This is a genomic window from Spirochaeta thermophila DSM 6578 (assembly GCF_000184345.1).
Classification (GTDB): domain Bacteria; phylum Spirochaetota; class Spirochaetia; order Winmispirales; family Winmispiraceae; genus Winmispira; species Winmispira thermophila.
Genome location: NC_017583.1, coordinates 1,120,186 through 1,145,557, shown reverse-complemented (window position 1 = coordinate 1,145,557; position 25,372 = coordinate 1,120,186). Strand labels below are relative to the sequence as shown.

At 59.7% G+C, this 25,372-nt stretch carries 26 protein-coding genes; 1 reads left to right on the top strand and 25 read right to left on the bottom strand.

All coding sequences use genetic code 11. The features are described 5' to 3' along the window. Positions 1 to 71 precede the first annotated feature (71 nt). The 19 genes from SPITH_RS05160 to SPITH_RS05070 form a co-directional block, all read right to left on the bottom strand. The gene (locus tag SPITH_RS05160; protein WP_245523459.1) at positions 72 to 1,517 is read right to left on the bottom strand and encodes a Do family serine endopeptidase; all 1,446 of its coding nucleotides are present in this window, start codon (positions 1,515 to 1,517) and stop codon (positions 72 to 74) included. Between the two features lie 17 nt (positions 1,518 to 1,534). Beyond that, positions 1,535 to 2,329: a type I methionyl aminopeptidase gene (map, locus tag SPITH_RS05155; protein ID WP_014624642.1), complete on the bottom strand. Its 795-nt coding sequence runs from the start codon at positions 2,327 to 2,329 to the stop codon at positions 1,535 to 1,537. 40 nt (positions 2,330 to 2,369) lie between these two features. Beyond that, positions 2,370 to 3,977, bottom strand: a complete 1,608-nt coding sequence (locus tag SPITH_RS05150; RefSeq protein WP_014624641.1) for a tetratricopeptide repeat protein — start codon at positions 3,975 to 3,977, stop codon at positions 2,370 to 2,372. Further along, complete coding sequence (gene nusB / locus SPITH_RS05145; protein WP_013313773.1) at positions 3,974 to 4,384, bottom strand: transcription antitermination factor NusB; 411 nt, start codon at positions 4,382 to 4,384, stop codon at positions 3,974 to 3,976. Before nusB ends, SPITH_RS05150 begins: the two co-directional genes overlap by 4 nt. Positions 4,385 to 4,389: 5 nt before the next feature. Then, positions 4,390 to 5,430, bottom strand: coding sequence for a peptidylprolyl isomerase (locus tag SPITH_RS05140; RefSeq protein ID WP_014624640.1), 1,041 nt, complete (start codon positions 5,428 to 5,430; stop codon positions 4,390 to 4,392). Further along, positions 5,427 to 6,242 (bottom strand): J domain-containing protein, encoded by an 816-nt coding sequence (locus tag SPITH_RS05135; RefSeq protein WP_014624639.1) that lies wholly within the window; start codon positions 6,240 to 6,242, stop codon positions 5,427 to 5,429. Before SPITH_RS05135 ends, SPITH_RS05140 begins: the two co-directional genes overlap by 4 nt. 10 nt (positions 6,243 to 6,252) lie before the next feature. After that, positions 6,253 to 6,687 carry a hypothetical protein gene (locus tag SPITH_RS05130; RefSeq protein WP_013313770.1) on the bottom strand — a complete coding sequence of 145 codons (435 nt, stop codon included), beginning with the start codon at positions 6,685 to 6,687 and terminating at the stop codon, positions 6,253 to 6,255. A gap of 117 nt (positions 6,688 to 6,804) precedes the next feature. Beyond that, positions 6,805 to 7,191: a preprotein translocase subunit SecG gene (gene secG / locus SPITH_RS05125; protein ID WP_014624638.1), complete on the bottom strand. Its 387-nt coding sequence runs from the start codon at positions 7,189 to 7,191 to the stop codon at positions 6,805 to 6,807. Positions 7,192 to 7,195: 4 nt separating this feature from the next. Continuing rightward, positions 7,196 to 7,957, bottom strand: a complete 762-nt coding sequence (gene tpiA, locus SPITH_RS05120; protein ID WP_014624637.1) for a triose-phosphate isomerase — start codon at positions 7,955 to 7,957, stop codon at positions 7,196 to 7,198. 11 nt (positions 7,958 to 7,968) lie between these two features. Further along, the gene (locus tag SPITH_RS05115; protein WP_014624636.1) at positions 7,969 to 9,147 is read right to left on the bottom strand and encodes a phosphoglycerate kinase; all 1,179 of its coding nucleotides are present in this window, start codon (positions 9,145 to 9,147) and stop codon (positions 7,969 to 7,971) included. Positions 9,148 to 9,255: 108 nt separating this feature from the next. Then, positions 9,256 to 10,269: a type I glyceraldehyde-3-phosphate dehydrogenase gene (gene gap / locus SPITH_RS05110; protein WP_013313766.1), complete on the bottom strand. Its 1,014-nt coding sequence runs from the start codon at positions 10,267 to 10,269 to the stop codon at positions 9,256 to 9,258. 87 nt (positions 10,270 to 10,356) lie between these two features. Continuing rightward, entirely contained in the window at positions 10,357 to 12,321 is a 1,965-nt protein-coding gene (locus SPITH_RS05105; protein WP_014624635.1) for a tetratricopeptide repeat protein, read from the bottom strand. After that, a complete protein-coding gene (locus SPITH_RS05100) occupies positions 12,318 to 13,052 on the bottom strand; it encodes a hemolysin family protein (protein WP_245523486.1) in 735 nt (244 codons plus the stop codon). The genes SPITH_RS05105 and SPITH_RS05100 overlap by 4 nt, the downstream gene beginning before the upstream one ends. Positions 13,053 to 13,110: 58 nt before the next feature. Beyond that, a complete protein-coding gene (gene ybeY, locus SPITH_RS05095; protein WP_014624633.1) occupies positions 13,111 to 13,557 on the bottom strand; it encodes an rRNA maturation RNase YbeY in 447 nt (148 codons plus the stop codon). Continuing rightward, positions 13,550 to 15,742: an HD family phosphohydrolase gene (locus SPITH_RS05090; RefSeq protein ID WP_245523458.1), complete on the bottom strand. Its 2,193-nt coding sequence runs from the start codon at positions 15,740 to 15,742 to the stop codon at positions 13,550 to 13,552. The genes ybeY and SPITH_RS05090 overlap by 8 nt, the downstream gene beginning before the upstream one ends. Before the next feature lie 28 nt (positions 15,743 to 15,770). Continuing rightward, complete coding sequence (locus SPITH_RS05085) at positions 15,771 to 16,742, bottom strand: PhoH family protein (RefSeq protein ID WP_014624631.1); 972 nt, start codon at positions 16,740 to 16,742, stop codon at positions 15,771 to 15,773. A gap of 42 nt (positions 16,743 to 16,784) precedes the next feature. Next, positions 16,785 to 17,504: a DUF434 domain-containing protein gene (locus SPITH_RS05080; RefSeq protein WP_014624630.1), complete on the bottom strand. Its 720-nt coding sequence runs from the start codon at positions 17,502 to 17,504 to the stop codon at positions 16,785 to 16,787. After that, positions 17,501 to 18,073 carry an LOG family protein gene (locus SPITH_RS05075; RefSeq protein ID WP_014624629.1) on the bottom strand — a complete coding sequence of 191 codons (573 nt, stop codon included), beginning with the start codon at positions 18,071 to 18,073 and terminating at the stop codon, positions 17,501 to 17,503. The genes SPITH_RS05080 and SPITH_RS05075 overlap by 4 nt, the downstream gene beginning before the upstream one ends. Positions 18,074 to 18,103: 30 nt before the next feature. Continuing rightward, positions 18,104 to 18,487, bottom strand: coding sequence for a hypothetical protein (locus SPITH_RS05070; protein ID WP_245523457.1), 384 nt, complete (start codon positions 18,485 to 18,487; stop codon positions 18,104 to 18,106). Positions 18,488 to 18,567: 80 nt separating this feature from the next. Here SPITH_RS05070 and SPITH_RS05065 point away from each other — a divergent pair, with 80 nt between their 5' ends. Then, positions 18,568 to 19,650, top strand: coding sequence for a pyridoxal phosphate-dependent aminotransferase (locus tag SPITH_RS05065; protein ID WP_014624627.1), 1,083 nt, complete (start codon positions 18,568 to 18,570; stop codon positions 19,648 to 19,650). Between the two features lie 50 nt (positions 19,651 to 19,700). Here the strand turns inward: SPITH_RS05065 and SPITH_RS05060 are convergent, their stop codons facing one another. The 6 genes from SPITH_RS05060 to SPITH_RS05035 form a co-directional block, all read right to left on the bottom strand. Beyond that, positions 19,701 to 20,231 (bottom strand): hypothetical protein, encoded by a 531-nt coding sequence (locus SPITH_RS05060; RefSeq protein WP_245523456.1) that lies wholly within the window; start codon positions 20,229 to 20,231, stop codon positions 19,701 to 19,703. A 158-nt stretch (positions 20,232 to 20,389) separates the two neighbouring features. Next, positions 20,390 to 20,965 carry a hypothetical protein gene (locus SPITH_RS05055; protein ID WP_014624625.1) on the bottom strand — a complete coding sequence of 192 codons (576 nt, stop codon included), beginning with the start codon at positions 20,963 to 20,965 and terminating at the stop codon, positions 20,390 to 20,392. A 132-nt stretch (positions 20,966 to 21,097) separates the two neighbouring features. Next, positions 21,098 to 22,126 carry a flagellar filament outer layer protein FlaA gene (locus SPITH_RS05050; RefSeq protein ID WP_014624624.1) on the bottom strand — a complete coding sequence of 343 codons (1,029 nt, stop codon included), beginning with the start codon at positions 22,124 to 22,126 and terminating at the stop codon, positions 21,098 to 21,100. Positions 22,127 to 22,219: 93 nt separating this feature from the next. Then, on the bottom strand, positions 22,220 to 22,714 hold the full coding sequence (locus SPITH_RS05045; protein WP_155816510.1) for a GerMN domain-containing protein: 495 nt from the start codon (positions 22,712 to 22,714) through the stop codon (positions 22,220 to 22,222). 20 nt (positions 22,715 to 22,734) lie between these two features. After that, positions 22,735 to 23,760 (bottom strand): N-acetylmuramoyl-L-alanine amidase family protein, encoded by a 1,026-nt coding sequence (locus tag SPITH_RS05040; RefSeq protein WP_014624622.1) that lies wholly within the window; start codon positions 23,758 to 23,760, stop codon positions 22,735 to 22,737. Then, positions 23,757 to 25,367, bottom strand: a complete 1,611-nt coding sequence (locus SPITH_RS05035; protein ID WP_014624621.1) for an ATP-grasp domain-containing protein — start codon at positions 25,365 to 25,367, stop codon at positions 23,757 to 23,759. The genes SPITH_RS05040 and SPITH_RS05035 overlap by 4 nt, the downstream gene beginning before the upstream one ends. Between the last annotated feature and the right edge of the window lie 5 nt (positions 25,368 to 25,372).

Here is a 25,372-nt window from a genome sequence, read left to right as displayed (position 1 = left end):
GTGTGCCACAAGATGAGGGGCTTCCCGTCGGGAAGCCCCTCATGCGTCCGTCCGATCAGCAGGTCCCGGCCTCAATCCCCCCAGGTGAGCTCAAATCCGATCTCCTGTCCCTCCCTGACCACAGTCAGGCCGAGCGTCCCTGTCTCCTTCAACCGGCCGAGCTGCACGTAGAAGTCCTTCAGGCTCTGTACAGGGTTTCCTCCCACCGCAGTGACGATATCCTCCGCCTTGAGCCCTGCCGTCGCAGCCACGCTTCCCTGCTCCACCGAGGAGACGATGAGACCTCTGAGGCCCTCCGTGTCCTCGGGAAGATGACGGCGCACCTCGTCGGTGAGTGGGTACACACTGAACCCCGGCCAGAGGTGCTTGTTGAGGGTTCGGATCGCCTCCTCGGCAGGTCGCTGGCCGATCCTCACTTCCACCACCATCTTCTCCCCCATCCGTAGCAACGTGAAGTCCGTCTTCTCGCCTGGCCGCAGGTCTCCCACCCTGAGGACGAGTTCGTCCGCATCCCTTATAGCCGCCTCTCCCACCTTGACGATGTAATCACCGGGCAGGATGCCTCCCTCATAGGCAGGACTTCCCCTGAACACCTGGTACACGAACGCACCCCTGTGCCCCTCGAGCCCCATCTCGTCTTTCACCGCGTCCGCGGGATCCCCCACGCTCACCCCGAGCCACCCGTACTCCACCTTGCCCTTCTCGATGAAGTCACGGATCACCTTTTTCACATTGTTGATGGGGATCGCGAACCCCAAACCGATGCTCCCACCGGTGGGCGAGGTGATCCAGGTATTGATCCCCACCACTTCCCCTTTGAGGTTCACGAGAGCTCCTCCGGAATTCCCCTTGTTGATGGCGGCATCGGTCTGTATAAAGTCGCTGATGTTCCCGTCGGGGCCTCCCCTTCTCCCCAGGGCGCTCACGATCCCCGCCGTCACCGAGAAGTCGAATCCGAAGGGATTTCCGATGGCGAGCACCCAATCCCCCACATGGAGGGTGGAGGAATCGCCGAGGACCGCTACGGGTATGTCGGTGCTATCGGCCTCGAAGGAGAGGAGGGCGAGATCCTTACGCTCGTCACGACCCACGATGGTGCCGGGGAAGGTCCTGTCATCGTAGAGATGTATCGTGATCTTCTCGGCCTTGCCTATCACGTGGTTGTTGGTCAGCACATAGTAGGTCTTCCCCTTTCGATCCACGATCACCCCCGATCCCAGGGCCTCGCTCTCATACGGCTGTGGCTCCCCCTCCTCGGGTTCGCCGAAGAAAAAGAAAAACCAGGGAGTCCCTTCCTCGGGAGAGGGCTGCTGCTTCGTCTCCACCACGCTGATCTCCGTGACGATCGGAAGCGCCTGCTCGGCCACCTCCCGGAACGAGTTCTGGAGAGTCTCCAGATCGATGGCGGCCTCTGTGTGTGGTGGAGGGGTTGCAGAGGCCCCTGTGGAGCACGAGAAACCGAGAAGGAAGATCATCCCCCCCAGGAAACCCATCAAAAACACGAAAAGACCTTTCATCGTACGAGAATAACCCCTCATACTTCTCCCTCCTGTTGCTTCGATAGTAGAGGAACGCGTTCCTCGCCCCAATCGGTGAGTATCTCGGGTCCTTCCGGAAGAACGGCGATCGTGTGCTCGAAGTGGGCCGAGAGGCTCCCGTCCACCGGCACCACGCTCCACCCGTCCTCGAGGATCCGTACGTAGTCAGCCCCCAGGGTGAACATCGGCTCTATCGCGAGGACCATCCCCGGCATGATACGGGGGCTTCGCCCTTTCCCCACATAGTTGGGTATCTGCGGTTCCTCGTGGGGCGAGAGTCCCACCCCGTGACCACAGAACTCCCTCACCACCCCCAGCCCGTGGGCCCGAGCGTGCCGGTAGACGGCGCGTGAAACATCATGGATGCGATTTCCCGACCTGGCCTGGGCTATCCCGAGATACAGGCTTTCCTCGGTGACTTCGAGGAGCTTCCGCACCTCTTCCGCCACCCGTCCCACCGGTACCGTGAAGGCGGCGTCGCTGAAAAAACCCTCATAGTCGACCCCGCAATCGATGCTCACAATATCGCCTTCCTTCAGGCGTCTCCCGTCGGGTATCCCGTGGATCACCACCTCGTTCACCGAGATACAGACCGCAGCGGGGAAATCCATGTAGCCGAGAAAGGCCGGTCGCGCCCCGAAGGCGGCGATCTCCTTCCTGGCGATCCGGTCGAGCTCCCGGGTGGGTATACCCGGCCCTATCGAAGCCCGCAAGATCTTGAGCACCTGAGAAAGGATGCGCGCCGATTCGCGTATCCCTTCCAGTTCCCTTTCGCTCTTGAGAGGAATCATGCTATACTCCTTCGCTCCCGTTATAGCAGCTTTAGGCCCCTCACTCAAGCTTTCGCAGGAGCACCGCTGCATCCACGGTCCCCGGATTCACCGAGAGCACCTGCCGGAGGAGGGCCCTCGCTTCACCCGTGGAGCCCGAGGCGGCAAGGAGCCACGCCCTGAGTGTGAGAAGGTCCAGCTGTTCTTCCTTGGCAAACGTCTCCAGCGGTGCACGGGTCAGGAGTTCGGCCCCTTCCCGATATCGCCCTTCCTCCCCAAGGATGAGGGCGAGATCGTAGAGAGCTGCAGCCCTGTAGTCCCCCTCGACCTCGGACAGGAGCCTCTTCGCTCCCTCCCTATTGCCCCGTTTCAGAAGCACCAGGCCCCTGTAGAATCGGTACCAGGTTCTCCCCTGCCAGAGGCCGAAACCGCTCTCCAGTAGTTCCTCCAGATCATCCCACAATCCGTGCGAAGAAAAGAACCACGCTCCATATTCCCAGGCCGCCTCTTCCCCCCTATGACCTTCGATCATCTCCCACACCTCCCCCCTCAGGAGGAACGGCTCATGGGTTCTTCCTTCAAGGAGAAGGGAGACAATACGGGCGAACGGATCGTCCAGTGATGCAGCCAGGATGCGCGCTTCATCCTCCTCCCCCCGAAAGAGGAGCACTCTCACCCTGTCCCTCAGGAGGAGACCATCACCGGGAAAGGCGCGCAGACCGGCCTCGAGGACCTCCTCAGCCTCCTCCAGTCGCCGTTCCTCGAGAAGGGAAACCAGGAGATTGTGATACGCACGGGGCTCGTGACGTGGGAAAGCCGCGATCAGATGGCGATAGAGCGCCGAGGCCTGGGTGATCCGACCTGTGTGCCAAAGGCTTTCCGCGACCAGATGGAGTCGTTCAGGAGTGGGGACACGGAGAAAGTCCTCGGACCTCTCCACCACCTCCTCGTAGACTCCGGCGTCATAGAGGATATAGACCAGCAGATCCCGCGCCGTCTCTCCCGAGAGATCGGCCAGGATACGAGCCGCCTCATGGTAGGCCCGGTCCCTCTGAAGGAGGAGCAGCACTCCCCGCATCGTGAAGGACTCGTCATCGAGCTCTTCCCCGAGGGAGAGATACACATCCGGATCCAGGAGGAAAGGGAAGAGGCTCCCCATCCGCTGGATCCGACGGATCGAGAACTCCTCGGCATGCTGTTCCAGGAGAGCGTGCCAGAGAGACTGAAAGACATACCGGTAGTCGGAGGGCGGCAGGTGGCGCCAGGCCACTTCCATGGCCTCCTCCGGCCGCCCCGCCGAGAGCAGGGCGTGGATGAGGAGGAGCCATATCCGGGCCTGCCCTGGATATTTGCTACCCGCTTCCCGGCCCAGCTCCAGGAGTACCGAGTAGTCTCCACCCATCTCCTCCACGAGGTAGGCCCGCTTGAGCACGCGGAGCCATCCGGCCGACGTCCGGGGGAGATCCCTGTCCATGTTCGCGAGGATCGTCGCGGCGGCCACGGTTTTCCCCGAGGAGAGCATCTCATCCACACGATCGAGCAGGTCCTGGAACGACCGCTCGTCCTGCCATGAGGTCACGTCTCTCCACACGAAGAAGACCGCGAGGGAGAGTCCCGAGAGCACCACGAGGAGGAGTGCCAGGGCTCCGACCCAACGTATCCTCTTCATGTCCTCCCCAGTGTCTTCCGGATCGCATCGAGGACACCGTTGACAAAGCGATAGGAATCCTGCGTACCGAACTGCTTCGCGATCTCCACGGCCTCGTCGATGATCACTCGGGCGGGTATCTCCTTCTGGTAGAGGAGGGCGTAGACACTCATCCTGAGGATGGCGCGATCGGTCCGCGCGATCCTCCCGAAATCCCAGTGCTCGAGGTGCTTCTTGATGAGATCGTCCACCTCCGGAAGGTGTTCGAGCGTTCCCCTCAGCAGGAGCTGGGCAAAGGTCCTCACCTCCTCCGGAATCTCCCCATCCGCCCATGGGAAGGAGAAGACCTCCAGTCCGTCCCCTCCCCCACCATCACTCGCAAAGAGCGCCTGGAATGCGAGTATCCTCGCCTTTCTCCTGAGGCCCATACCACCTACCAGGAAAGGTTCTTCTCATAGATCGAGACATCGGCCTGTGACCTGAGCTCTTCTATGAGCTTCTGAAGCGCTTTCTGGTATGCCTCCTGCCGCTTCTGACCGACGAGGAGCGCGGTGATCTGATCCCTGACGGTCTGCTTGCTGTTCGGGAGGAGTCTGTCGTCGAGACCGAGAAGCCTCGGTTCGTGGTGCTCGGTGACCACCACAATGTGGTATCCCACATTGGAGGCGAGTACATCGCTCACCTTGTTGAGGGGGAGGGAAAAGATTTTGGAAAAGAACTCTTTTCCGAGAAAGGATTCACGCTGCTTATCCGTTCGCAGGAGGTATCCCACATCACCTCCCTGATAGCGGGAGGCCTGATCGTCGCTGTATTTCTCCACCGCTTCCCGAAACTTCTCGAGGCTTCCATCCACCTCTTTCTTCACCTGAAGGACGCGGTTGTACGCCTTCTTCTTCTCCTCATCGGAGAGACCACGGGTGTCGATGAAGATATGTGAATACCGCACCATCTCCGGGGCCGTGAAATTGCTTATGTTCTCGTTATACACCCTTCGTATCTCTTCCTCGGAAGGAGCGGGTACGTTCTGAATCTCCTGCCCCTTCTTCTGGTAGAGGTACTTCTCGGCGATGAGCCGCTTCTTCATCTGCTCCTGGAATTGCTCCCATGTCATCCCTCCCTGGGACTCGATCAGTCTTCGGAATTCTTGATCCGAGACATTGGGAGCCACACTTTGCTTGTACTGCGCGATCGCCTGGGAGAGTTCCTCCTGGGTCACCGAGAGATATTCCTTTTCCGCGGCCTGATAGATGAGGATCTCACCGATCCGGGCATCCAGGAGCTGTTTCCGCTCCTCCAGGGAAAGCTGTCGTCCCAGCTGTTTCTCGAGGAGTTCCACGTCGGCCTTGAATTGACGCTGCGTGATCACCTCGAGTTTGGTGAGTTTCACCCGTGCGACGGGCGCATCTATGATCTGTCCGAACGCGGGAAAGAGTCCCATCACCACCACACCCAGTACGATCTTCCAGAGTCTCATACGCTTTCCTCCTGTAAAATCTTCTGATAGAGGCGAGAGGCATCCGCACGTCCGCCGTTCCGCACCAGTGCTCTCTGAAGATAGAATCTCGCCTGCGTCCTGTCCCCTCTCCTGAGCGAAAGCTCGGAAAGCCGCTTATAGAAATAGGCCTCATCCCTCGGGCCCAGTATCCCGAGACCGATCAACTCCACAATATATCGCATCCGCCGTTCCATCTCAATCTCGGAACCGCCCGCCCATCCGAGAAAGTGCCTGAGCTTCGCGAGCACCTCCTCGAAGAAGTGCCTGAAATACGGCTTCTCCTTCTCCATGGAGCTCACCGCGAGGAGATGGACAACCGCCTCCTCGAGCTCACCCCTCTTCTCATAGGCCTCGGCCACCAGGAAGAGACAATCCATGGCATCCTCGCGATCCAGATACTCCTCCAGCCGGAAGTCCCCTTCTTGCCGAAGCCGTTCGTACAGGGATATCGCCTCCTCCTCCCTGTCGTGGAGGAGATCGAAGAAGATCAGCTTGGCCTGACTGTGGAGATCGTCCACCCTCTCTCTGAGGAACTCCCGGTAATCGAAACGATACCTCTTTTCCCGAGGATGGCAGGTGAGGATGCACCGGTCATAGTCTTCCCTCTTCCGGGGATCGCTGAGGGTCTGATAGGCGAGGAGGAGCTCCCTCATACGCGCGAGATCCTGCTCGGAGGCATTCTCGTGCAGATCGGGATGCATCTCCTTTGCCTTTCTCCGAAAGGCACGCTTGATCTCCGGGAGACCGGCGTCCCGGGGTACGCCCAGGATCTCATAGTACGTACCGCTCATCTGTGTCCGCTCACTCCTCACGAGGACGGGTGGAGAGGTGGAGGTGTTCTCCGAGGTACTCGGCCTCTGCGGGAGAGGAAATCACCGCGGAATTCTTGAGATAGAGTCCCTCGTGTTCCATCGCAGCCATGAGTTTGAGGAGGGCCTTCGCCGCGAACATGCGCTTCGGAACGAAGGCAAACGCCCGTTTTCCCGCGATCTGTCCGGCCCTCGCGAGAAACTCCTTGAGCGCCCCGGGAACCTTGGGCCGGAACAGCGTCTCAGACACCATCCCCACCACGAGGTAATCGTACAGGGTGAGTTTCTTCTCCCGATCCACAGCCACATCCAGGAGATCCACCTGTACCTGGACCCCTTGACGTTCGATCCCCCGTGCGAGAGCCCTCGCGAGGTCCTTGAGCTGGTCCGACCTGCCCGATCCATAGAAGACGACTGCTACTCTCATTTCATTCCCTCAGGCTCATAGTACCTCGATTTTCCTCGATTGACAACGCAGTCCGAAGAAAAACGGGGAGAGGTCACCCTCTCCCCTGTGCTTCATCCTCACGAGAGCGCCGCCTCGTCACTCGGACGAAGAGGCCCCGGTCCCGCTCTCCATCTCCTGCTCTGCGGGCACTGTCGCCTCCTCACCGGCGGGGAGTTCCTCCTCCCACCACCTTACCCCCTGCTCCATCTTCTCCTGACGGGCCGTGGTGAGGACGCTCTCGGCCTCCGGAGTCCTGTAGACCCAGGCGATCCCGATCACGCAGAGGAAAAAGATCACACCGAGAATCTTGGTCCCCTTACTGAGGATGTTGTCGGACTGGACTCCGAAGACCTGGGAGGCCCCTCCTCCACCGAATATACCGCCGAGCCCCTCACCCTGCTCATCCTGGAGCAGGACAAGGAGTATGAGGAGGAGAGAGGTGATGACGAACACCACGATCAGAAAGACACCCAGTATTGCCATGGTATCACTCCAGATGAAAGTTTACGATGGGCAGGAAGTTCTCCGCGGAGAGGGAGGCGCCGCCCACCAGCGCCCCGTCGATATTCTCCATCGCCATGAGCGCCTTGATATTGCTCGGCTTCACGGAGCCCCCATATTGGATGATGAGGGCCTCCGCCGCATCCGTACCGTGTAGACTTGCAACGGTCCTGCGGATGTGCCTGTGCATCGCGTCGGCATCTTCAGGTCGCGCGGTCCGCCCCGTCCCGATGGCCCATACCGGTTCATACGCGATGGTCACACGGGAGAGATCCTCCGGGGCCACTCCATCGAGCCCTCGCTTCACCTGCTCCTCGACCACCTGTTCTGCCTTGCCGGCCTCCCTCTGTTCGAGGGTCTCCCCCACGCAGAGGATGACCTCCATCCCCTCTTCGAGCGCGAGGCGTACCTTTTCGTTGATGAGCCTGTCGGTCTCTCCATAGATGAGACGTCGTTCGGAATGGCCCAGTATCACCACCGAGACATCGAGATCCTTGAGCATGAGGACGGAGATCTCACCGGTGTGGGCGCCCTCCCTCACGGAACACATGTTCTGTGCCCCCAAGAGGATAGGGGATCCCTTCAGCACCTCCCGCACCGCGGAGAGGGCAGTGAAGGGAGGAGCGACCATCACCTTGTGGGGGCAGTCCTTGAGGTTCTCCACAAGGGCCTCCGCAAGGGCACGAGCCTCCCCTGTCGTCTTGTGCATCTTCCAGTTTCCTGCGATGAAAGGCCGTCTCTCAGTCACGGTACTGCTCCTTACTTCTTCAACACTTCGATACCGGGAAGGGGCTTGCCCTCCAGGAATTCCAGAGAGGCTCCACCACCGGTGGAGACGTGGGTCATCTTGTCGGCCACACCGAAGGCATTCGCCGCCGCCACCGAATCACCACCGCCCACCACAGTGGTACCTTTGCACTCGGCGATCGCCTCGGCCACCTTTCTGGTGCCCTCTGCAAATGCCGGGAACTCGAAGACCCCCATGGGACCGTTCCACACCACCGTCTTCGCCCCACGGATGCGCGCACACGCCTTCTCCACGGTGCGGGGGCCGATGTCCATGCCCACCTTACCCTCAGGGATATCCACCGCATCCACGTACTCCGCCTTCGCCTGCTCAGAGAACTCCGAGGCCACCAGGTGATCCTCGGGGAGGATCACCTCCACCCCCAGCTCCCCGGCCTTTTCGAGGAAGGAACGTGCGGTGTCGGCGGACTCCTCCTCGTAGAGCGAGTTCCCGATGGAGTGGCCCTGCACCTTGAGGAAGGTATAGGCCATGCCTCCGCCGATCACCATGGCGGTGCACTTGGAGAGGAGGGATTCGAGGACACCGATCTTCGTAGAGACCTTCGCCCCGCCGATGACCGCAACGAACGGCTTCTCGGGATTCTCGAGGACGTAGGAGAGAAACTTGACCTCCTTCTCCATGAGGAATCCCGCCGCCGCGGGAAGGAGGTGAGCGACCCCTTCGGTGGAGGCATGGGCCCGGTGCGCACTCCCGAAGGCGTCGTTCACATACACCTCACCGAGAGAGGCGAGCTTTTTCGCAAAATCGGGGTCGTTGCTGGTCTCTTCCTTGTGGAATCTCACGTTCTCGAGGAGGAGGACTTCACCCGGCGTGAGCGCCTCGGCCATCCGCTCCACCTCCGGCCCCACGCAATCCGGCGCCATTTTCACCTCCCGGCCAAGGAGTTCTCCGAGACGCTCGGCCACGGGGGAAAGGCTGTACTCCGGCTTCCTCTCACCCTTCGGTCTCCCGAGATGACTCATGACGATGAGCGCAGCCCCCTGGTCGAGCAGGTACTGCAGGGTGGGAAGCGCAGCACGAATGCGGGTGTCGTCGGTAATCACTCCGTCCTTGAGAGGCACATTGAAGTCCACACGCACGAGGACCTTCTTGCCCCTCACCTCTATATCCTTCACGGTCTTCAATTCCATGGTGTTCCCTCCTCTCTCGGAAATGGACATGCGCGCTTCATGGCGCACGAAAACAAAAGAAAAAAGGAACGCGGGGGACATCCCGGGAGGGACGTCCCCCGATAGGTTTCAGCAGTAGGGTTCGAGCTTCTTCACGAGGTCGACCACCCGGTTGGAGTAACCCCACTCGTTGTCATACCAGGAGAAGACCTTCACGATGTTGCCACCGAGCACCATGGTACTCTGCGCATCGAAAATGGAAGAATGAGGGTTGTGGACGATGTCGGCCGAGACGATCGGATCCTCGCAGTACTGGAGGATGCCCTTGAGCTCGCCCTCGGCGGCCTTCTTGAAGGCATCGTTCACCTCTTCGACGCTCACGTTCTTCTTCAGAATCGCTACGAAGTCGGTGATGGAGCCGGTGGGCACGGGAACCCGGAGGGCCACTCCGTCGAGCTTGCCCTGAAGCTCGGGAATCACCTTGCCGATGGCCGCAGCGGCACCCGTGGTGGTGGGGATGATCGAGACCGCGCACGACCTTCCCCTCCGGAGGTCCTTGTGGGGCATGTCGAGGATCACCTGATCGTTGGTATAGGCGTGCACCGTGGTCATCATACCGGACTCGATCCCGAAATTCTCGTGAAGCACCTTCACGAGGGGAGCGAGGCAGTTGGTGGTACAGGAAGCGTTCGAGATGCACTGATCCTCGGGCTTGAGGTCGTCATCGTTCACCCCGATCACGATGGTCCTGTCGATCTTGTCCTTCGCCGGCACGGTGAGGATCACCTTCTTGGCAGGATACTTCTCATTGAGGAGGTGGTCGCCGTAACCTCCCTTCTCGCCCGACCTCGAGCGGAATACGCCCGTGGACTCGATCACCACGTCCGGGGACTCGCCCCACGGTATGTTCTTGGGATTCCGCTCAGCGGTCACGCGGTACTTCTTCCCGTTCACGATGAGATGCTGATCGTCGTAGTCCACGGTTCCGGGGAACTTGCCCTGAGTGGAATCGTATTTGAGGAGATACGCGAGGGTCTTGGTATCGGTGAGATCGTTGATACCGACGACCTCGACACCCTTCTCGAGCGCAATCTTGAATACATTCCGCCCGATCCTTCCGAATCCGTTGATAGCGATCTTCATCAGTATTCCCCCTCGACTAAAGGTTTATGGATAATTCTTTACATATTCGACTATACGGAAAACGACATTCCGTGTCAATGCTCCCCCTCACGGAAAGAAGAGCTGGAAGATGCGGTAGAGGAGAGGGTCGGGCGGGGCGGGCGGCTGCTCCTCTTCGGCCTCTGCCACAGGGGGAACCACCACCATGTCACCCCGGTTCACCCTGTCGTATATCGAAGAAAGCGTGAGGGTCCCCTCACTCACCAGATCGCTCACCGCCTCGACCTTCACCCTTCCCAGGACACCTTTCGGATCCCAGGTGAACCCTCCTCTTACCCCTTCGAGCCGTACCGTAACAGGATCGAGCACCAGGAACTCCATCCCCTCCTCCACCCCATGGACGCGTCCTATGTTGAGAAGGACCGAAGAGAACCTCCGGTCCGCGATCGTTCCGTAGAGAGGAACGGCTGCAGAGACCTCCTCGGCCACCCGGAGGAGGGATTCTTTCAGGCGGTCGTTCCCGGACTTCCGTATCCTGAACTCCTTCTTGAGCAGACCGCTCGAACCGATATAGAGTCTGGCCCTCCACTCTACCACCCTGTCGGTCTCCACGCAGTCGAGGAGAAGGAAAAAGTCCGCCCCATCCCCTCTGGCCCGGCCGAAGGCCTCCTCCCAGGAGAGAGGATGGTCGTCCTCCACCTCGACCGTGAGCCGCTCATCGACTCCCAATGCGAAACGCAACCCGGCGAGGACGTAGGGGAGGGAAAACGGGTGCAGATCCGTGGACCTGGAGGAAAGACCCACGAGTATGCCGATGGAGGGAGGGGTGAGGTCGAAGGGGTTCACCCCCCAGCGGGAAGGGACGTCCTCCTCGAGCATCCGGCGGGCCACTTCCAGACGGTCCTCCACGTGTTGATCCGCGATACCGGAAGAGACCATGAATTCGAGCCTGTCCACGTACTTGTGGGGGAATCCCATCCTCCGCTGAAGTTCCGCAAACTCGAGATTCGCCTCAGCGTCGTAGGGGAAGAGGCGCAACCCCCTCCTCAGGAAGTGATAGGCCCTCTGGAAATAGAACTTTTCGGCATACTCCCCTGCCTGCGTGAAGTGATAGTCCGCCGCCGTCCGTCTCTCAGGGGCCGAGGCGGGAAACCGCTCGAGCAATATCCTCTCCATGGCGTAGCGCGCCACCTCGTCGTCGGGATATCGCTCCAACACCTCCCGGAAGGCCCTGAGACTCTCCTCAGGACGATCGAGTCGGTCCAGGACCACGCCTTTGAGGTACCATCCTTCCCGGGAGTCCGGTCGAGCGCCGAGGAAACCGTCGAGGTGATCGAGTGCCTCTTGAAACCGTCCCTTCCCCGTGGCGACCTGGGCGAGGAGATAGGAGGCCTCCACCGCATTCTCATCGAGGGTGAGGGCGCGTCGGGCCTCCCTCTCGGCCTCGTCCCATTCCTCCTTTCTCAGGTGGGAGGAGGCGGCGAGGAGGTGCACCTCCGGATCCGATGGATAGAGACGAAGGGCCTCTTCGAGATACGAAGCGGCCTTGTCCCGTTCCCCTCTATACTCGTAGAGAAAGGCGAGTATGGTGAGAATCTTCTTGTGTTCCGGGAACATCCTGAGGGTGCGCTCGTACTCCCTCAGCGCTGAGGCCACCTGCCCTCTCGCGAGCGAGAGCTCCGCGATCCCCATGCCGGCCTCCACGTTCTGAGGTTCCCGGGAAAGGATGTCACGATAGATACGCTCGGCCTCTTCGAGTCTTCCCAGTGCAAGAAGGCACCGTGCATAGAGGAGGTGGCTATCGGTGGAGCGGGGATCGAGGCTCTTCGCCTTCTCCGCTCCTGCCAGGGCCACCTCGTACTGACCGAGGGAGAAGTACGCTTCGGCCAGTCCCTTGTAGGCCTGGACGAACGCCGGATTCTTCTGGATCGCCTGTTGGTAGAGTTCGATCGCCCTGTGGTAGTCTTCCTGGATCCGGGCCTCTTCCCCCTGTCGGAAAAGCTGGAGGGATGTCTCTTCCCCTCCCAGAGGAGAGACGATCAACATGAACAGGAGAAAGAGCCGGTACCTCATCCATCCTCCCCCCGCGCGTCCTTTCCTCCCGACCTTCCCGGGAGCACCACCTTCACTTTCTTGATCTTGTGCCCCTCGAGGTCCTGCACGATGAACTCTATATCGTTGTAGATCACGCGTTCATAGCGCACCGGGATCTTACCGAGAAGCTCGAACACGAACCCCCCGAGGGTATCGGTCTCAGGGCTCTCCAGTTCGATTCCCAAGGTATCGCCGAGCTCCTCGAGGAGGATACGAGCGTCACAGAGGAAGGTCCTCTCGTCGAGTTGAACCACCTCCTCTTCTTCATTGTCGAACTCGTCCTGTATGTCGCCCACGATCTCTTCTATGATGTCCTCCAGGCATACGATACCCGATACACCACCGTACTCGTCGACCACGATGGCGATGTGAACCCTCCTTCGCTTCATCTCCCTGAGGAGGTCATCGAGGCGTTTGCTCTCCGGGATGAAGTAGGCGGGCCTTACGAGCTTCCCTATCTCGATGGGTTGGTTCTTGACGAGGAGCTTCAGGATATCCTTCACATACAGGATCCCCACCACGTTGTCGATCGTCTTCTCGTATGCCGGGAGACGGGAATGTCCGGAATCGGCGACCCTTTCGAGCAGCTCCTCCAGAGGACTCTCTATGTCCACGAAGACCACGTCGATACGGGGGACCATCACTTCCTTCACGGTGGTCTCGGAGAGTTCCTCTATACCTCTGATCATGTCCTGTTTTTCAGCCTCCACCTCGGGCGGCGGCTGTTCCCTCTTCTTCGGGCCGAAGAGAGAGAAGAGAGAAAAACCCCTACGTTCGGATTTCAAACCGGTACTCCTCCTTGACACGTGAAAGGATATCCTCCTGGTATACGAGCATCGGCTCTGAGGGATCGGTGCTCATATGGTCCATGCCCGAGAGGTGGAGGAGCCCATGGAGAATCACCCTCAGAAGCTCCTCATGTGCAGGCACACCCCAGTCAGCGGCTTGATGCACCACCACCTCCGGCGCGATCACGATATCTCCCTGGATACGAGATCCCCCCTCGGAATCGGGGAAGGAAAGCACGTCGGTGGGTTCGTCCTTTCCCCTGAACGTCCTGTTGAGTTCCTGAATGAACTCCGGGGAACACATCACCACCGCGATGTCTCCGGACTCCTTCCCCACTTCCTCGAGCACCCGTGCGACGAAGGAAGGGACCACCTCTTGCCACGGGGAGGTAGGGATATCTTTCCATATCACCACGATCTCACTCACTCCGGCGATCCTTCTTCGTATCGGGATATTCTATCCTCGTATGGACGCTGGCGGCAAGGATTCTCACGAACGTCTCCTCTATGCGGGTGAGGTCCTTGACGGTGAGAGGGGCGTCGTCGAGTTGGCCGTTCTTCAACTTCTCGAAGATGACCGCGTGCACTCGCTTTTCGATGGCCGCATGCGAAGGTTTGCCCGAGAGGGCGCGTACCGCAGCCTCCACTGCATCGGCCAACATCACGATGGCCGCTTCTCTGGTGAGAGGCCGATCTCCTGAATACGAGTAGTTCTCCCTGCTCACCTCTCCCCCATTCTTCTTTACGGCCTCCTGATAGAAGTACTTGATGAGATCGTCTCCGTGGTGCTGGGCGATGATATCGATCACCGCCTGTGGAAACCCCATCTTCTTCGCGATCTCCACCCCCCGCTTTGCATGGGCCTTGATGACCGCGGAGGAGAGCGAAGGATTGAGGTCGTCGTGTCGATTCGTTCCTCGTTGATTCTCGACGAAGTACTCCGGCTGTTCGATCTTCCCTATGTCGTGGTAGTAGGAGCCCACCCGCGCGAGAAGGGGGTTGGCCCCCACCACCTCTGCGGCGGCCTCGGCCAACTGCGCGACCATCATGCTGTGGCTGTAGGTACCCGGGGCTACGGCGAGCATCCGTTTGAGGAGGGGTGTGTTGAGATCCGAGAGCTCCAGGAGTCGGAACCTCGTAGGCGCGTTGAGGAGGTGCTCGACGAGCGGGAGGAGCATGGTGACGAGCATCCCCGAAACGAGGACGTTCGCCGCACCATATCCCATGAACGTCCCCACCTCCGTGAGAGAGAGGGAAGCGAGCCCTCCGAGCACCCCGGTGACGGGAATGCTCACCACGGTGAGGATCAGGGAGGACCGGATGAGATCCATGCGTTGTCTCACCCCGTGCACGAGAAGCACCCCACCCATACCCATGGCGAGCGAGAAGAGATAGGCATGCATATCGAACCCGAAAAAAGGAAGGAAGAAGACAGAGAGGAATCCCACGGCAAGAAGCGATCGCTCACGGCCCCAGAACACGGGGAGGAACAGGGCGCAGACTGGGAGGAGGAGAAGCACTCCGGGAGAGACGCCCTCTGGAGGGGGGAAGAGGATCCGAAGTCCGAACCCAAGGAGGATGAGAAGGACGAGGAGGACGGAAAAGAACCCCCAGAACCCTGCGGCAGCGCTGGACTGGAGATCGGGAGCCGTGCGGAGGAGGAGGAATCCCAGGAAGAGGACCGCCGATGAAAAGACGAATTCCCAGAGAAACGAACGGGGGACCGTAAAGACGCGGTATCTCTTGAGCAAGTTGAGAGTGGCCACATCGTCCTCTGTGAGCACGAATCCCTTCCTCACGATCACGTCACCCTTCTTGAACTCGCGTACTACGGGTTCCACATTGCTCAATAGTGCATCGCGCTTCTCCTCCGATGCCCTCCTGTCATACACCACGTTTTCCCGGACGAACCTCGAGACGAACAGATCGAGAGCCTCCACCTCCCGATCCGTAAACCCATACCCGGTCCGGTACTCCTCGATCACCTCGGAAAGCCGGGATCTCGTGAGAACGTCTCCCATACTCCGGGAGAGGGCCCGGAAGGTCTCGCCTTCTGAAGGGATGCGGAGTTCCACGGTATCCGCGTACCCGAGCACTTCCGAGTCCGGGAGTCTGAACACACCCTGTTCCTCCACCCGCTGCATGAGGGAGGAGAGGGCCTCCCTCCATCGAGGATGTGCGGCCGCTTCGAACAGGAGCGTGAACTCCTCTTCAGAGAGCATCCCCGGGAGTCGGGCTTGGAAACGGAAGTACGCCCCCTTCACATCCGCCTCGGAAGAAAGCCCCCTGGACGCAGGATCCAGGACGAGCTCCCGTACAGCGGCGAACTCCCTCTGCATGGTCTCCGTGACCTTCCTGTCGAGGACGAAGACAGGGGGAACCAGTCTCTCCATGGCGCTGAGCCTTATCGCAGTGGCCTTCTCGTCCACCACCATCACATCACGGTCCAGCACCACATCCCGCTCCGCCACTCTGCCCACCTCGAAATCGTCGTATGAAGGACGCTCGAGGAGGTCGAGCACACGCAACCCTCCCACCTGGATGAGCGAGAGACAAAGCACGACGGCCGCGCCCCCGAGGACATCCAGCGGGAGACGTCGAAGCCGTCCCACCACCCGAAAAAGAAACGAGAGGAATGCGCTACGAGGGGTCTCTTTCATATGCCTCTATGATCTTCTTGACAAGGGGATTCCGCACCACATCCTCCCGCGTGAAGTAGGAGAACCGTATCTCGTCTATCCCCTGCAGGATGGATTCTGCATGGAGGAGCCCGGACCTTCCGGGGTCGGGGAGATCTATCTGGGTCACGTCACCCGTTATCACCGCCTTCGAATTCTGACCGAGCCGGGTGAGGAACATCTTCATCTGTTCCCTGGTGGTGTTCTGGGCCTCGTCGAGGATGATGTAACTGTTGTCGAGACTCCTCCCCCTCATGTACGCCAGAGGGATGATCTCGATCATCCGTTGTTCCTCCATCTTCTGGTACATATCGAGGGGGATGAGGGCATCAATGGCATCGTAGAGCGGTTTGAGATAGGGATTGATCTTCTGGAGGAGGTCACCGGGAAGGAATCCGAGCCGCTCTCCTGCCTCCACCACCGGACGGGTGAGCACCAGTTTCTTTCGTTTCCGCGAGATGAGCTCCTCGAGGGCATGGGCCACCGCCAGGAAGGTCTTCCCCGTACCCGCAGGTCCTATGGCGAAGACCATGGTATGCTCCCGCATCGCCTGGATGTACACCGCCTGATTGTAGGTTCGGGGGAAGATGGTGGTCTGTCCTCCTCGTATGGAGATGGAGACGTCCTTGAGGAGCTGGGTCTCCTCCTCGGCATCTCTGAAGGCCGAATCGAAGAGGGATTCTATGAGATATCTTCCCGGGAGATGCCCTCTTTGCACGTGGTACCGGAGTTCCTCCACCACTTTTTTGAGGGCGCGGATCTTCCCGGCATCGTCGGAAAGGATGGTGATCTCGTTGCCCCTCGTGCGGATGGGCGCATCCAGGATGTGCTCGAAAAGCACGAGGTTTTCATCGTGGGCCCCACATATTCCTGCGAGGAGGGCGTTGTCCTCCACGACGATGGTGTAACCCTTTTTGGATCTCTCGTTTACCATCTTCTGTTTGATCCTACATAGTAGGCAGAAGCGCTCACCCCGTCAAGAGGAAGGCCCTTTCCTTTCCGGAGAAAGCAATCTGCCGAGATCAGGGAGTTTCCTCGGGTGATACCTGCAAGAGAGCACGTGAAAGGCAAGATCGAACGCCTCCCCTACACGGGAGAGGACGGCGGAATCACTCGTCGCGATGAGCACACCGGCACGCTTCAATTCGTAATCCGCCGAATCACACACCGAGACCTCGCCTGCAAGTCCTCGGACATCGAAACGCCGCTGAAGAGCGGAAGCCAGGTCGCCGCTATGGGAGACCGGTCTGTCGAGGAGGATGTGGATCCCCACCCCGGGGAGTTCCGCCTCGAAGAAAGAGAAAAGGGCTTCCACCACCTCCTCGAGAATCTTCACGTGGTGGATATGGCCGTGGATGCCGCCTATGTCCCTGAGGAAACCATCGGTGGAGAGAAAGACAGGCCTCCCTAGGCGATACGTGAGGAGCGTGAGGAGTATGTTGTATCCGTCCACGAGGAGGCTCCCCCTTTCCAGGATCCGCACGAGAGGCACCTGCTTCTCCCGGTGGGCCTTGGAGACGGAACTCGGCAGTACACCTCGGTAAAGGATCATCCGTTGATCCCGGGAGAGGCGAAACCGATTCCCCACGAGCCTCGCCACATCTCCTTCGGGATACCCCCTGTCGAGCAACCAGAGGTAGTCCCGTGCCGCTTCGAGAAAGGCAGGGGAAAAGAGATCCTCGAAAGCATCGTTCATACTGATCCTCGCATACGGGGGGGACTCCACGAGCTGAACACGGCATAGATGTCCTCTGGGCGTTCGCTCACACACAGGAGATCCCTGAAAGAGGGTTTGAGAAAACCTTCTTCCACCATCCTCTCGATGAGTGAGAGGAGAGGGTCGTAGAACCCCTGGAAGTTGAGGAGCATGACAGGTTTCGCATGCTGTTCCAGCTGGAGGAGGGTGTATACCTCGAAGAACTCGTCCATGGTACCGATCCCGCCCGGAAGTACCACGAACCCGTCCGCCTTCTCCTCCATGAAGATCTTTCGTTCGGCCATCCCCTCCACCACCACATACGTCACTCCCTCCATCCGCTCCACCCACCCCTCCATGAACCGGGGGAGCACCCCGGTGACCCGCCCTCCTTTCCTCAGTGAGCCCCGGGCCACCGCTCCCATGAGCCCCACGTCCCCACCACCGTATACGAGTTCAAGGCCCTCTTCCGCAAGCACCTCGCCCACCCGCTCCGCGAGCCGTCTATACCCGTCCGCTCTCCCTTCGGAAGCCCCGCAGAAGACAGCCACCGTTCGTACGGGATACATGAATCCTCCACGATATCGTTTCTCGTAGGTTTACCACAGAGCCGCGGTAAGGACCAGTACACCCCCCATGAGGGCGAGACCATCCGGTCGGGCATCCCCCTCGGACATTCCCCATGCACAGGCGGCCCAGGCCACCCCCATCCAGGTCGCCACCACATCCCGCCACTCCACATCGCCCCCCGAGAGCCCGTCCCACACCTCTTTCCCGATCGCCGCACCGATCCCCATCCCCACACCCAGAGGGAGCCCAGTTCCATCCCAAAGCCCTCCCATGCCTCCACCGAGCAGGGTGAGCCCCGCTCCCATGCAGAAGTGACGCCCCTTGTCGGTGAACGGAGATCCAGTGATACCCTCGAGGCCAGCCACCGATCCTGCCGTGAGCATCAGGAGAAGGACGATCCGCACTCTCCTCACGATACAGGAGTATATCCCCATCCGCGAATGAAGACCACCCCCGTATTTCCATCACATCTCCCCTGTGGTATCGTTGGCGTATGAGCATCACACCTCGCAAGGCGCTCCAGGACGTTCCACGGATCATCCACGGAGGACTCCATGGAGGATCCTCACGCCTCCTCGACTTCAGCGTGAACCTCAATCCCTTCCCCATCCCTCGGGTGATACGGCGTGCGGTCATCCGGGGCATACGTCACGCGTATCCGGACACCGCCGCGGCCCTCCTCGTCGACGCCCTCAGCACCCATCTGTGCGTCCCGAGCGATTGGCTGATGGCCCTCAACGGTACCTCCGAGGGGATACTCCTGCTCTCCCTCTGCTATCTCTCACCGGGGGATTCCGTCCTCATCGTGTCTCCCACGTATCAGGAATACGAGCGGGCTGCGCTGCTCATGGAAGCACGTGTCCACCATCATCGCCTCGAGGAGACACACCTCTTCGTGCTCCAACCGGAACGTCTCGAGGACGACATCCGTAGGATCCGCCCCCGGCTCCTCTGGATCGGCAGCCCCAACAACCCCACCGCCACACACCTCTCCCCCAAACAGGTGCGCGAAGTCCTCTCGGTCTGTGAATCGACGGGCACGCTCTTCATCCTCGACGAGGCGTACGCCAACTTCCTCCCCTCAGGCCCCCTTTCGCCGCTCCAACCCTTCGTGCGGAGCGGTCATCTTGCAGTACTCCGATCCATGACCAAGGACTATCTCCTCACTCCCCTGCGCCTGGGCTACATCGTCGCCCATCCGGACATCATCTCCACCCTCAGGAAGGCGCAACCCCCCTGGTCGGTGAACACCCCTGCCCAGGAAGCGGGACGTGCCGCCATCCGGATCACGGATGTCTTCACCAGGCAATGGCGGGCCACGCACAACCTCGCCCGCGATCTCCGGCACGCCATCGAGTCCCTCGGATATCCCACCATACCCTCGGAGTGCAACTTCTTTCTCACACGCGTGGGAGATTCTTCCGGGATCACCGCAGCCCTCCAGGAACATGGAGTGCTGGTGAGAGACTGCTCGTCCTTCGGCCTTCCTTCCTACATACGCATAGGGACGAGAACGGCCCGCGACAACGCCCGCCTCCTCCGGGCCCTCCGCCACGTCGGGAGAAAACGGCTGTAGACGAGCAGAGCCCACCCGGAGGGGTGGGCTCTGCGTCTCCGGAGGAAGGCCTAGAACTTGATGAGCACTCCGATGAGGCCTGAACCGTACCACCCATAGTAGCCGCCTTCCACATTGATCGCGAAGTTGGGGGTGAGGAAGTAGCTCACACCACCGAGCGTCCCGAGTCCGATCCTGAACTCGGTTTCCCGGTCCCCTGTCCATCCCCACGAGTATGAAGCAAACTGCGGGCCGAGCCCCACATACCAGTCCGTGTTCGCGAGGAACTTCAAGTTTTCAGGGGCGCTCTCCTCGGTGAACCCCAGATGGGCGGTCGCAAAGACCCCTCCTCCAAGGTAGGCGTAGTGATAGTCGTCTCCCCAGTAGTCATCAGTCCACCCATAGTACGAGATCCGTGCGGCACCACCAAAGGTGAGGGGCACCTTTTCCCCGAGATCGATCTGATGGAAGATCATCTCCACCCCACCCGAGACATCGACGGCGCCCCAGAAGAAACCCCACCCCACCCCTGCATAGATCCCGAAATCACCCGGCGCCATGAGCGCCTCCATCGGTCCACCCGTATCCTGGGCGAAAACCATGCCTCCTACGAGGCACAAGACCACCAAGAAAACACCATACCTTCTCATCATTGGCCTCCTAAGATCAGGGATGTTACCCTACAACATAGCACACATCGGCTTGCAATTCAGGGCAATTTCTCCACATCGGTGGACACGCGGGTTCCTGACGGGAAGCATCACCCTATCTCCGAAGGAGGTCCCCCCTCGGGAGGCCGACCTTGCCTCAAATAGGAAAGGAAGAGGCGGAACTGCTCACGGTTCATGGAGGCGATCTGGGCATAGGAGAGGGAAGCGACATGCCCCGATGAGGGGAGTCGTTCCAGATCTTCCAGATACATCTTTCCCAGATCCCTCATCACCTCCTTTTCGAAGAGAACCTTCCCCCCCTGGTATCCGGTGAGCCTCGTCACACCAGAGGAAGGATCCATTGCAAGATGGAGGATCTGGAGATGCTGGAAGGAGGGGATGAAGAGGTCGATGTTGAGGGCGAAGAAATTCCACGAGGTGAGGAAGTGATAGACGAGGCGCACCTGATCATGCTTGTAGATCACACTGAGGTTGAGGTACTCCACATCGAGGACACCCGAACGGGTATGTCCATCGTCCCTCAGATTCGAAAACTCGATGAGAGGAGCGAACGATCCCGGTCCGCCTCCCCGGGGGGGCCTCACCGTCTGCCGTATGAAATCGTATACCTCGGTTTCATCCCTGAACGCTGAGACTGAAAGCACGTTCGTAACCCATCCCGACATATTCCCAGTATACCACCTTTCAGTGGTTTGTCCAGAGAAAGAAACCGCCCGTTTCCCGGACGCACACAAAGACAGCCACCCCTCGGGGTGGCTGTCGGATACCGATCTCGCGTATTCCGATCGTGGACTATCTCACTGGGTCTGCGTCTCGGCCCCGGCCTCCGTACCGGCCTCGGCATGCATCTTCTTCCGCTCGAGATAGCGGAGCACCTGGAGGTTCCCGAGCCTGCGGAGTTCGGCGTTTCTACGCGCTTCTTCTCTCGACTGGAGGATACCCCAGATGGCCTCGTGATCGATGTCCTCTTCAAGATCGAGCACCGCCTTGTCGTAGACCACGCGGACATCCTTGATGTAGGTGATGAAATCACCACCCGCCATGCTCCCATCCTTGTAGATCCTGAACCCGATGAGCTTCACGAGAGGCCGCAGGTTGGGATAGAGAGGATAGGTCTTGAGTTCCCGCTTCCTCACATCTTCGATGTAGTTCGGGTTCTCCCACACGAGCTCCTTCCAGCCATCGAAGTTGAGATAGCCGAGGAAGATCTCCTGCTGCTCACCGTTCTGATCCTGGAGGATGAGAGAGAGGCCCTGTGGGAAGTTGAGTCCGCGGACGTTCACATGGACCGACTTCAGGACACCCACGTTGGTGACCACCCCGTATCCATGGAATTTGGTCCCCTTTCCTACTTCCTCCTGCGGCACGCTGAGGGTCCCGTCAGGGTTCACCTCGGTCTTGTCCGCATAGGCGGGAATCTCGAAGGGCGGCTGGACGATTGCCCAGGCGTTGTAGGGGGTATCCGGGAAGCTCACCCGCACGCCCATCACCGTCTCTCCGGCGTACTTGGGAGCCGTGTCCTTCACCCTCGCCTCTCTGACATAGGAGTTCACCTCGGTGACCACGAACCTGGCCGAAGAGTTGAGGTGGACCTCCCAGTTGTTGACCGCGAGCGAGGTCTTCATGAGGGCCTTATCCTCCTCGCTGAACCCTGCACCCGCAGAGACACTGTAGTCCACGAGGGTGGCACTGTTCTCCGTGGGATTATCCGCGGGATAATCAGGCGTGAGGGTGGAAAAATCTATAAGGACAGCTTCCTCTGCAAGGACCTGCAGACTCCCCAGAACCAGAAGACTCATCGCCAAAAGCATAAAGATCCGTTTCATCCCGTGCTCCTTTTTCATAAAGGCTTACTAATTAGAATTATACGTATCACGTTTGGTTTGTCAATGTTTTTTTGGCAAAGACAAAAAAAAATTTCACATTTCCTTCTCCAGATCGCCGAGGAAGGGCGACTCATAGGGAAGCTGACCCTCGATCGTTATATTCATTTCTTTTATATATCGAAAATTAAAGAATACGTTCTTCCTGAGGGCCTCCAGACTCTGACGGAACGACACCTGCAATCTCTCCGTGGAGAAAAAGGCTTCCTTGCTGAGATCGAGATAGACCGTGGTGTCGGTGACGATGAGGCTCAGTATACGTGTGTCGTGGGTGAAGAGAGGAGTGTGTGTCACCTCCTTGGGGCCGAGGAAGAGGTGCCGGATGAACTCCTCCACCTGCTCCTCCCTCGTCTCCTCCCGGGGGAGGTAGTGTACCTCGCCCTCGAGGCGCGGCGTGATCACCCCGGGGAAGAAGGTCACCACCCGTACATCTTCGGGAGGGAATACCCGGTAGAGGAAGACGGAGAGGACGAATGCCACGATATACGCTGCGAGGGCATACTCAGACCTCGTGAGGATGTTCCTTCGCACGGATCCTTCCTTGCACGACATCAGAATGAGAGCGATTCATAGTGTTCTATGAATCGGGCGACGCCATTATAGAGGCCCCTCGCGATATCCTGCAAGTAGGCAGGGGAGGAGAGCAGCCTTGCCTCCTCGGGTTCGGTGACAAATCCCACCTCCACCAGAACCGCAGGCATCCGCGCGTTCCTCACCACGTACCACTTCTCGGCCTTGAGCCCCCGATTGGGACTCACCTTCCCTATTGTTGCATCGAGGCCATCGGAGATCATCCGGGCCAAGAGGGCGCCCTCAACGAAGAGCTCCTCCTCTTTCATGCTGTTGAGGATGGGAAAGACCTCCTCCGCCTCGACCTCCTTTGGATCCACCACCGTCCTGCGATAGTCCTCGGGAAGATACCACACTTCGAAGCCTTTCGCTTTTCGATTGAGAGAGGCGTTCGCATGAATCGAGATGAAGAGAACGGCATCCTCCCGATAGTCGCTCAGTACGGTGTTGGCGAATTCAGTGCGCTCTTCCAGCGAGAGGTAGCGATCGGATTCCCTGGTGAGGAAGATGCGCTTGTCGGGATACGCATTCTCGAGAAGCTCCCTCAAGCGGAGGGAGATGGAGAGCACCACGTCCTTCTCCTGGAGCACGAGCTTCTTCCCATCGGACAGGGCGTGGGTGCCTATGGTTCCCGGATCCTTGCCCCCGTGTCCGGGATCGAGGATGATCGCGGCGATCCGGGGGCCCCGTTCCTCCTCGAGGAGGGAGAGAAGGCGATCCTTTGTCTCGTCGGTGAGGAAAATCGTGCCGTTCCGTTCGGTGAATGCGGCCTTCACAGGGGTACGGTAATCCAGGTAGGCTACGGGGCTTTCCAGCGAGAAGGAGAGTATATGGGAGGATGTGGAGATGAGGCCTTTCCTCCCAAGGGGATCCCAATAGAGATGGCCCCCTACATCATGGAGGAAGGAGAAGAGTGGATACGTTTCCGGACCTGCATTCCCTTCCTGACCGAACACGGCAACGAGAGAAACGAGGAACACGATAAGGAAAAGGACCCTTCTCTTCATCCCACGGGCTCCAGAGTTCTCGGATCAACCCCCCCGCGCAGGGTGTCCACGTACCACCTCGCGCCCTGCCAGCCACCTTTGAGAAGAGCAGCCCAGAAGTCCCGCCCCAGAATCCACGGGAGAGGAGACACCGAGGCGAGGTATGTGTCCATCTCTTCCAGGATCTCCCCTATGGTGTGATAATACCAATCCCGATCCTGTTTCACCCTGAGGGGGAGGATGTCCACATAGGCGTTCAGACCCACCTTCCTCACCCGATAAGGAGGAGAAACCCGAGGTAAGCTGCGATACAAAGACGAGAGACGAGAGAGGTGAACCTCCTCCTGGGGATCGAGACTGAAGGCGGAAGGGAACGAGGTGTCTTCGAAAAGGAAGGAGGAGGTCTCCGCATCTCCGGGGAGGAGTACGAGCCTCACCCGGGACACGCTCTCTTCTGCACGTGAGACCGCCTCTTCCCGAGTCCCCCCAAGAGCGAGCACGTTTCCGCACTTCTCCACATTGTTTGTCGGGAAGCGTACCCTGTCTCCGGGAGAGATCCTGAGGAAGGTCTTCTTCACCCCCGGCTCGAGCCTGAGGAGGTGGAAGCCTTCTATGTCCCTGATCACACCTGGTATGGAGAGAAAGGCCCGCTCGGCGCACACCCGCTGCCACCGGGGGGAAAGATCTCCCGGCGGGAGGCCCACCGCGATACGAAGGGCGGCCTCGGTGACATCCACCCCCGAGGCATAGGGATAGGTCCACCCCGACATGTAGCCGCCCGAGAGGCGGGCCGCGATCTCGCCGATGACAGGGCCGCGGCCGGTGTAGAACACGTCGCCCTTCGCCGCACCCTCGGTGATCCCCAAGGCCTTCACGGCCCGGACAAAGACCTCCTCGAGCTCGGCCCTCACCGACGGCGGGATATCCGTGGGCATGGTGTGGCCCATCTCCACGAAATAAGGAGGGAAGAAGATGTGCCTGTCGGCGACGCCGCAGATGTGCACCTCTCCCTGCCACACCACGGCGTCGATACTGAACTCCGGACCCTCGAGAAACTCCTCCAGCACCACCTTTCCCGAAAGGGAACAGGCTGCAGCACTCTCGACCGCCTCCTCAAGCTCAGGAGTGTCTCTCACCAGCCGCACCCCACGGGCCCCCATGTTGTCCGCAGGTTTCACCACGAGGGGAAAGGGGATGCGACGTCCCTCCTCGAGGAGGCGGTTCGCTCTCTCCTCACGTGAGAGCACCGCATATCGGGGTACCGGGATCCCCGCACGGTGGAGGTGCTCCCGCATGAGCGCCTTGTCCTTGGCCCTCAACGCCACCTCGTAGGGTATGCCCGGGAGCCCCATCCTCTCGGCCACGTAGGCCACGCTCGTGGAGAAGTCGGTGCCTGCGGTGAACACACCGTGGAGCCCTCCCTCTGAAGCGAGCTTCCGGGCTGCAGCGAGGAGCCCTTCGGTATCCTTGAGATCGACGTGGAAGAAGAGATCCGCAAGCCGTGCCCCTGGGGCAGAGGGGTCGGCGTCGGCCACAGCCACCCTCCATCCCAGGCGCCTGGCGATCTTGATCGCGGGAAGCTGCATGACCCCTGCACCGAGGATGAGTACGGTCTTCTGGTCTTCCATGATCC

Coding starts and splice junctions, on each gene's coding strand:
- SPITH_RS05160 (WP_245523459.1), bottom strand. CDS start 1,517: ATGAAAGGTCTTTTCGTGTTTTTGATGGGTTTCCTGGGGGGGATGATC.
- map (WP_014624642.1), bottom strand. CDS start 2,329: ATGATTCCTCTCAAGAGCGAAAGGGAACTGGAAGGGATACGCGAATCG.
- SPITH_RS05150 (WP_014624641.1), bottom strand. CDS start 3,977: ATGAAGAGGATACGTTGGGTCGGAGCCCTGGCACTCCTCCTCGTGGTG.
- nusB (WP_013313773.1), bottom strand. CDS start 4,384: ATGGGCCTCAGGAGAAAGGCGAGGATACTCGCATTCCAGGCGCTCTTT.
- SPITH_RS05140 (WP_014624640.1), bottom strand. CDS start 5,430: ATGAGACTCTGGAAGATCGTACTGGGTGTGGTGGTGATGGGACTCTTT.
- SPITH_RS05135 (WP_014624639.1), bottom strand. CDS start 6,242: ATGAGCGGTACGTACTATGAGATCCTGGGCGTACCCCGGGACGCCGGT.
- SPITH_RS05130 (WP_013313770.1), bottom strand. CDS start 6,687: ATGAGAGTAGCAGTCGTCTTCTATGGATCGGGCAGGTCGGACCAGCTC.
- secG (WP_014624638.1), bottom strand. CDS start 7,191: ATGGCAATACTGGGTGTCTTTCTGATCGTGGTGTTCGTCATCACCTCT.
- SPITH_RS05115 (WP_014624636.1), bottom strand. CDS start 9,147: ATGGAATTGAAGACCGTGAAGGATATAGAGGTGAGGGGCAAGAAGGTC.
- gap (WP_013313766.1), bottom strand. CDS start 10,269: ATGAAGATCGCTATCAACGGATTCGGAAGGATCGGGCGGAATGTATTC.
- SPITH_RS05105 (WP_014624635.1), bottom strand. CDS start 12,321: ATGAGGTACCGGCTCTTTCTCCTGTTCATGTTGATCGTCTCTCCTCTG.
- SPITH_RS05085 (WP_014624631.1), bottom strand. CDS start 16,742: ATGGTAAACGAGAGATCCAAAAAGGGTTACACCATCGTCGTGGAGGAC.
- SPITH_RS05080 (WP_014624630.1), bottom strand. CDS start 17,504: ATGAACGATGCTTTCGAGGATCTCTTTTCCCCTGCCTTTCTCGAAGCG.
- SPITH_RS05075 (WP_014624629.1), bottom strand. CDS start 18,073: ATGTATCCCGTACGAACGGTGGCTGTCTTCTGCGGGGCTTCCGAAGGG.
- SPITH_RS05065 (WP_014624627.1), top strand. CDS start 18,568: ATGAGCATCACACCTCGCAAGGCGCTCCAGGACGTTCCACGGATCATC.
- SPITH_RS05060 (WP_245523456.1), bottom strand. CDS start 20,231: ATGGTTTTCGCCCAGGATACGGGTGGACCGATGGAGGCGCTCATGGCG.
- SPITH_RS05055 (WP_014624625.1), bottom strand. CDS start 20,965: ATGTCGGGATGGGTTACGAACGTGCTTTCAGTCTCAGCGTTCAGGGAT.
- SPITH_RS05050 (WP_014624624.1), bottom strand. CDS start 22,126: ATGAAACGGATCTTTATGCTTTTGGCGATGAGTCTTCTGGTTCTGGGG.
- SPITH_RS05040 (WP_014624622.1), bottom strand. CDS start 23,760: ATGAAGAGAAGGGTCCTTTTCCTTATCGTGTTCCTCGTTTCTCTCGTT.
- SPITH_RS05035 (WP_014624621.1), bottom strand. CDS start 25,367: ATGGAAGACCAGAAGACCGTACTCATCCTCGGTGCAGGGGTCATGCAG.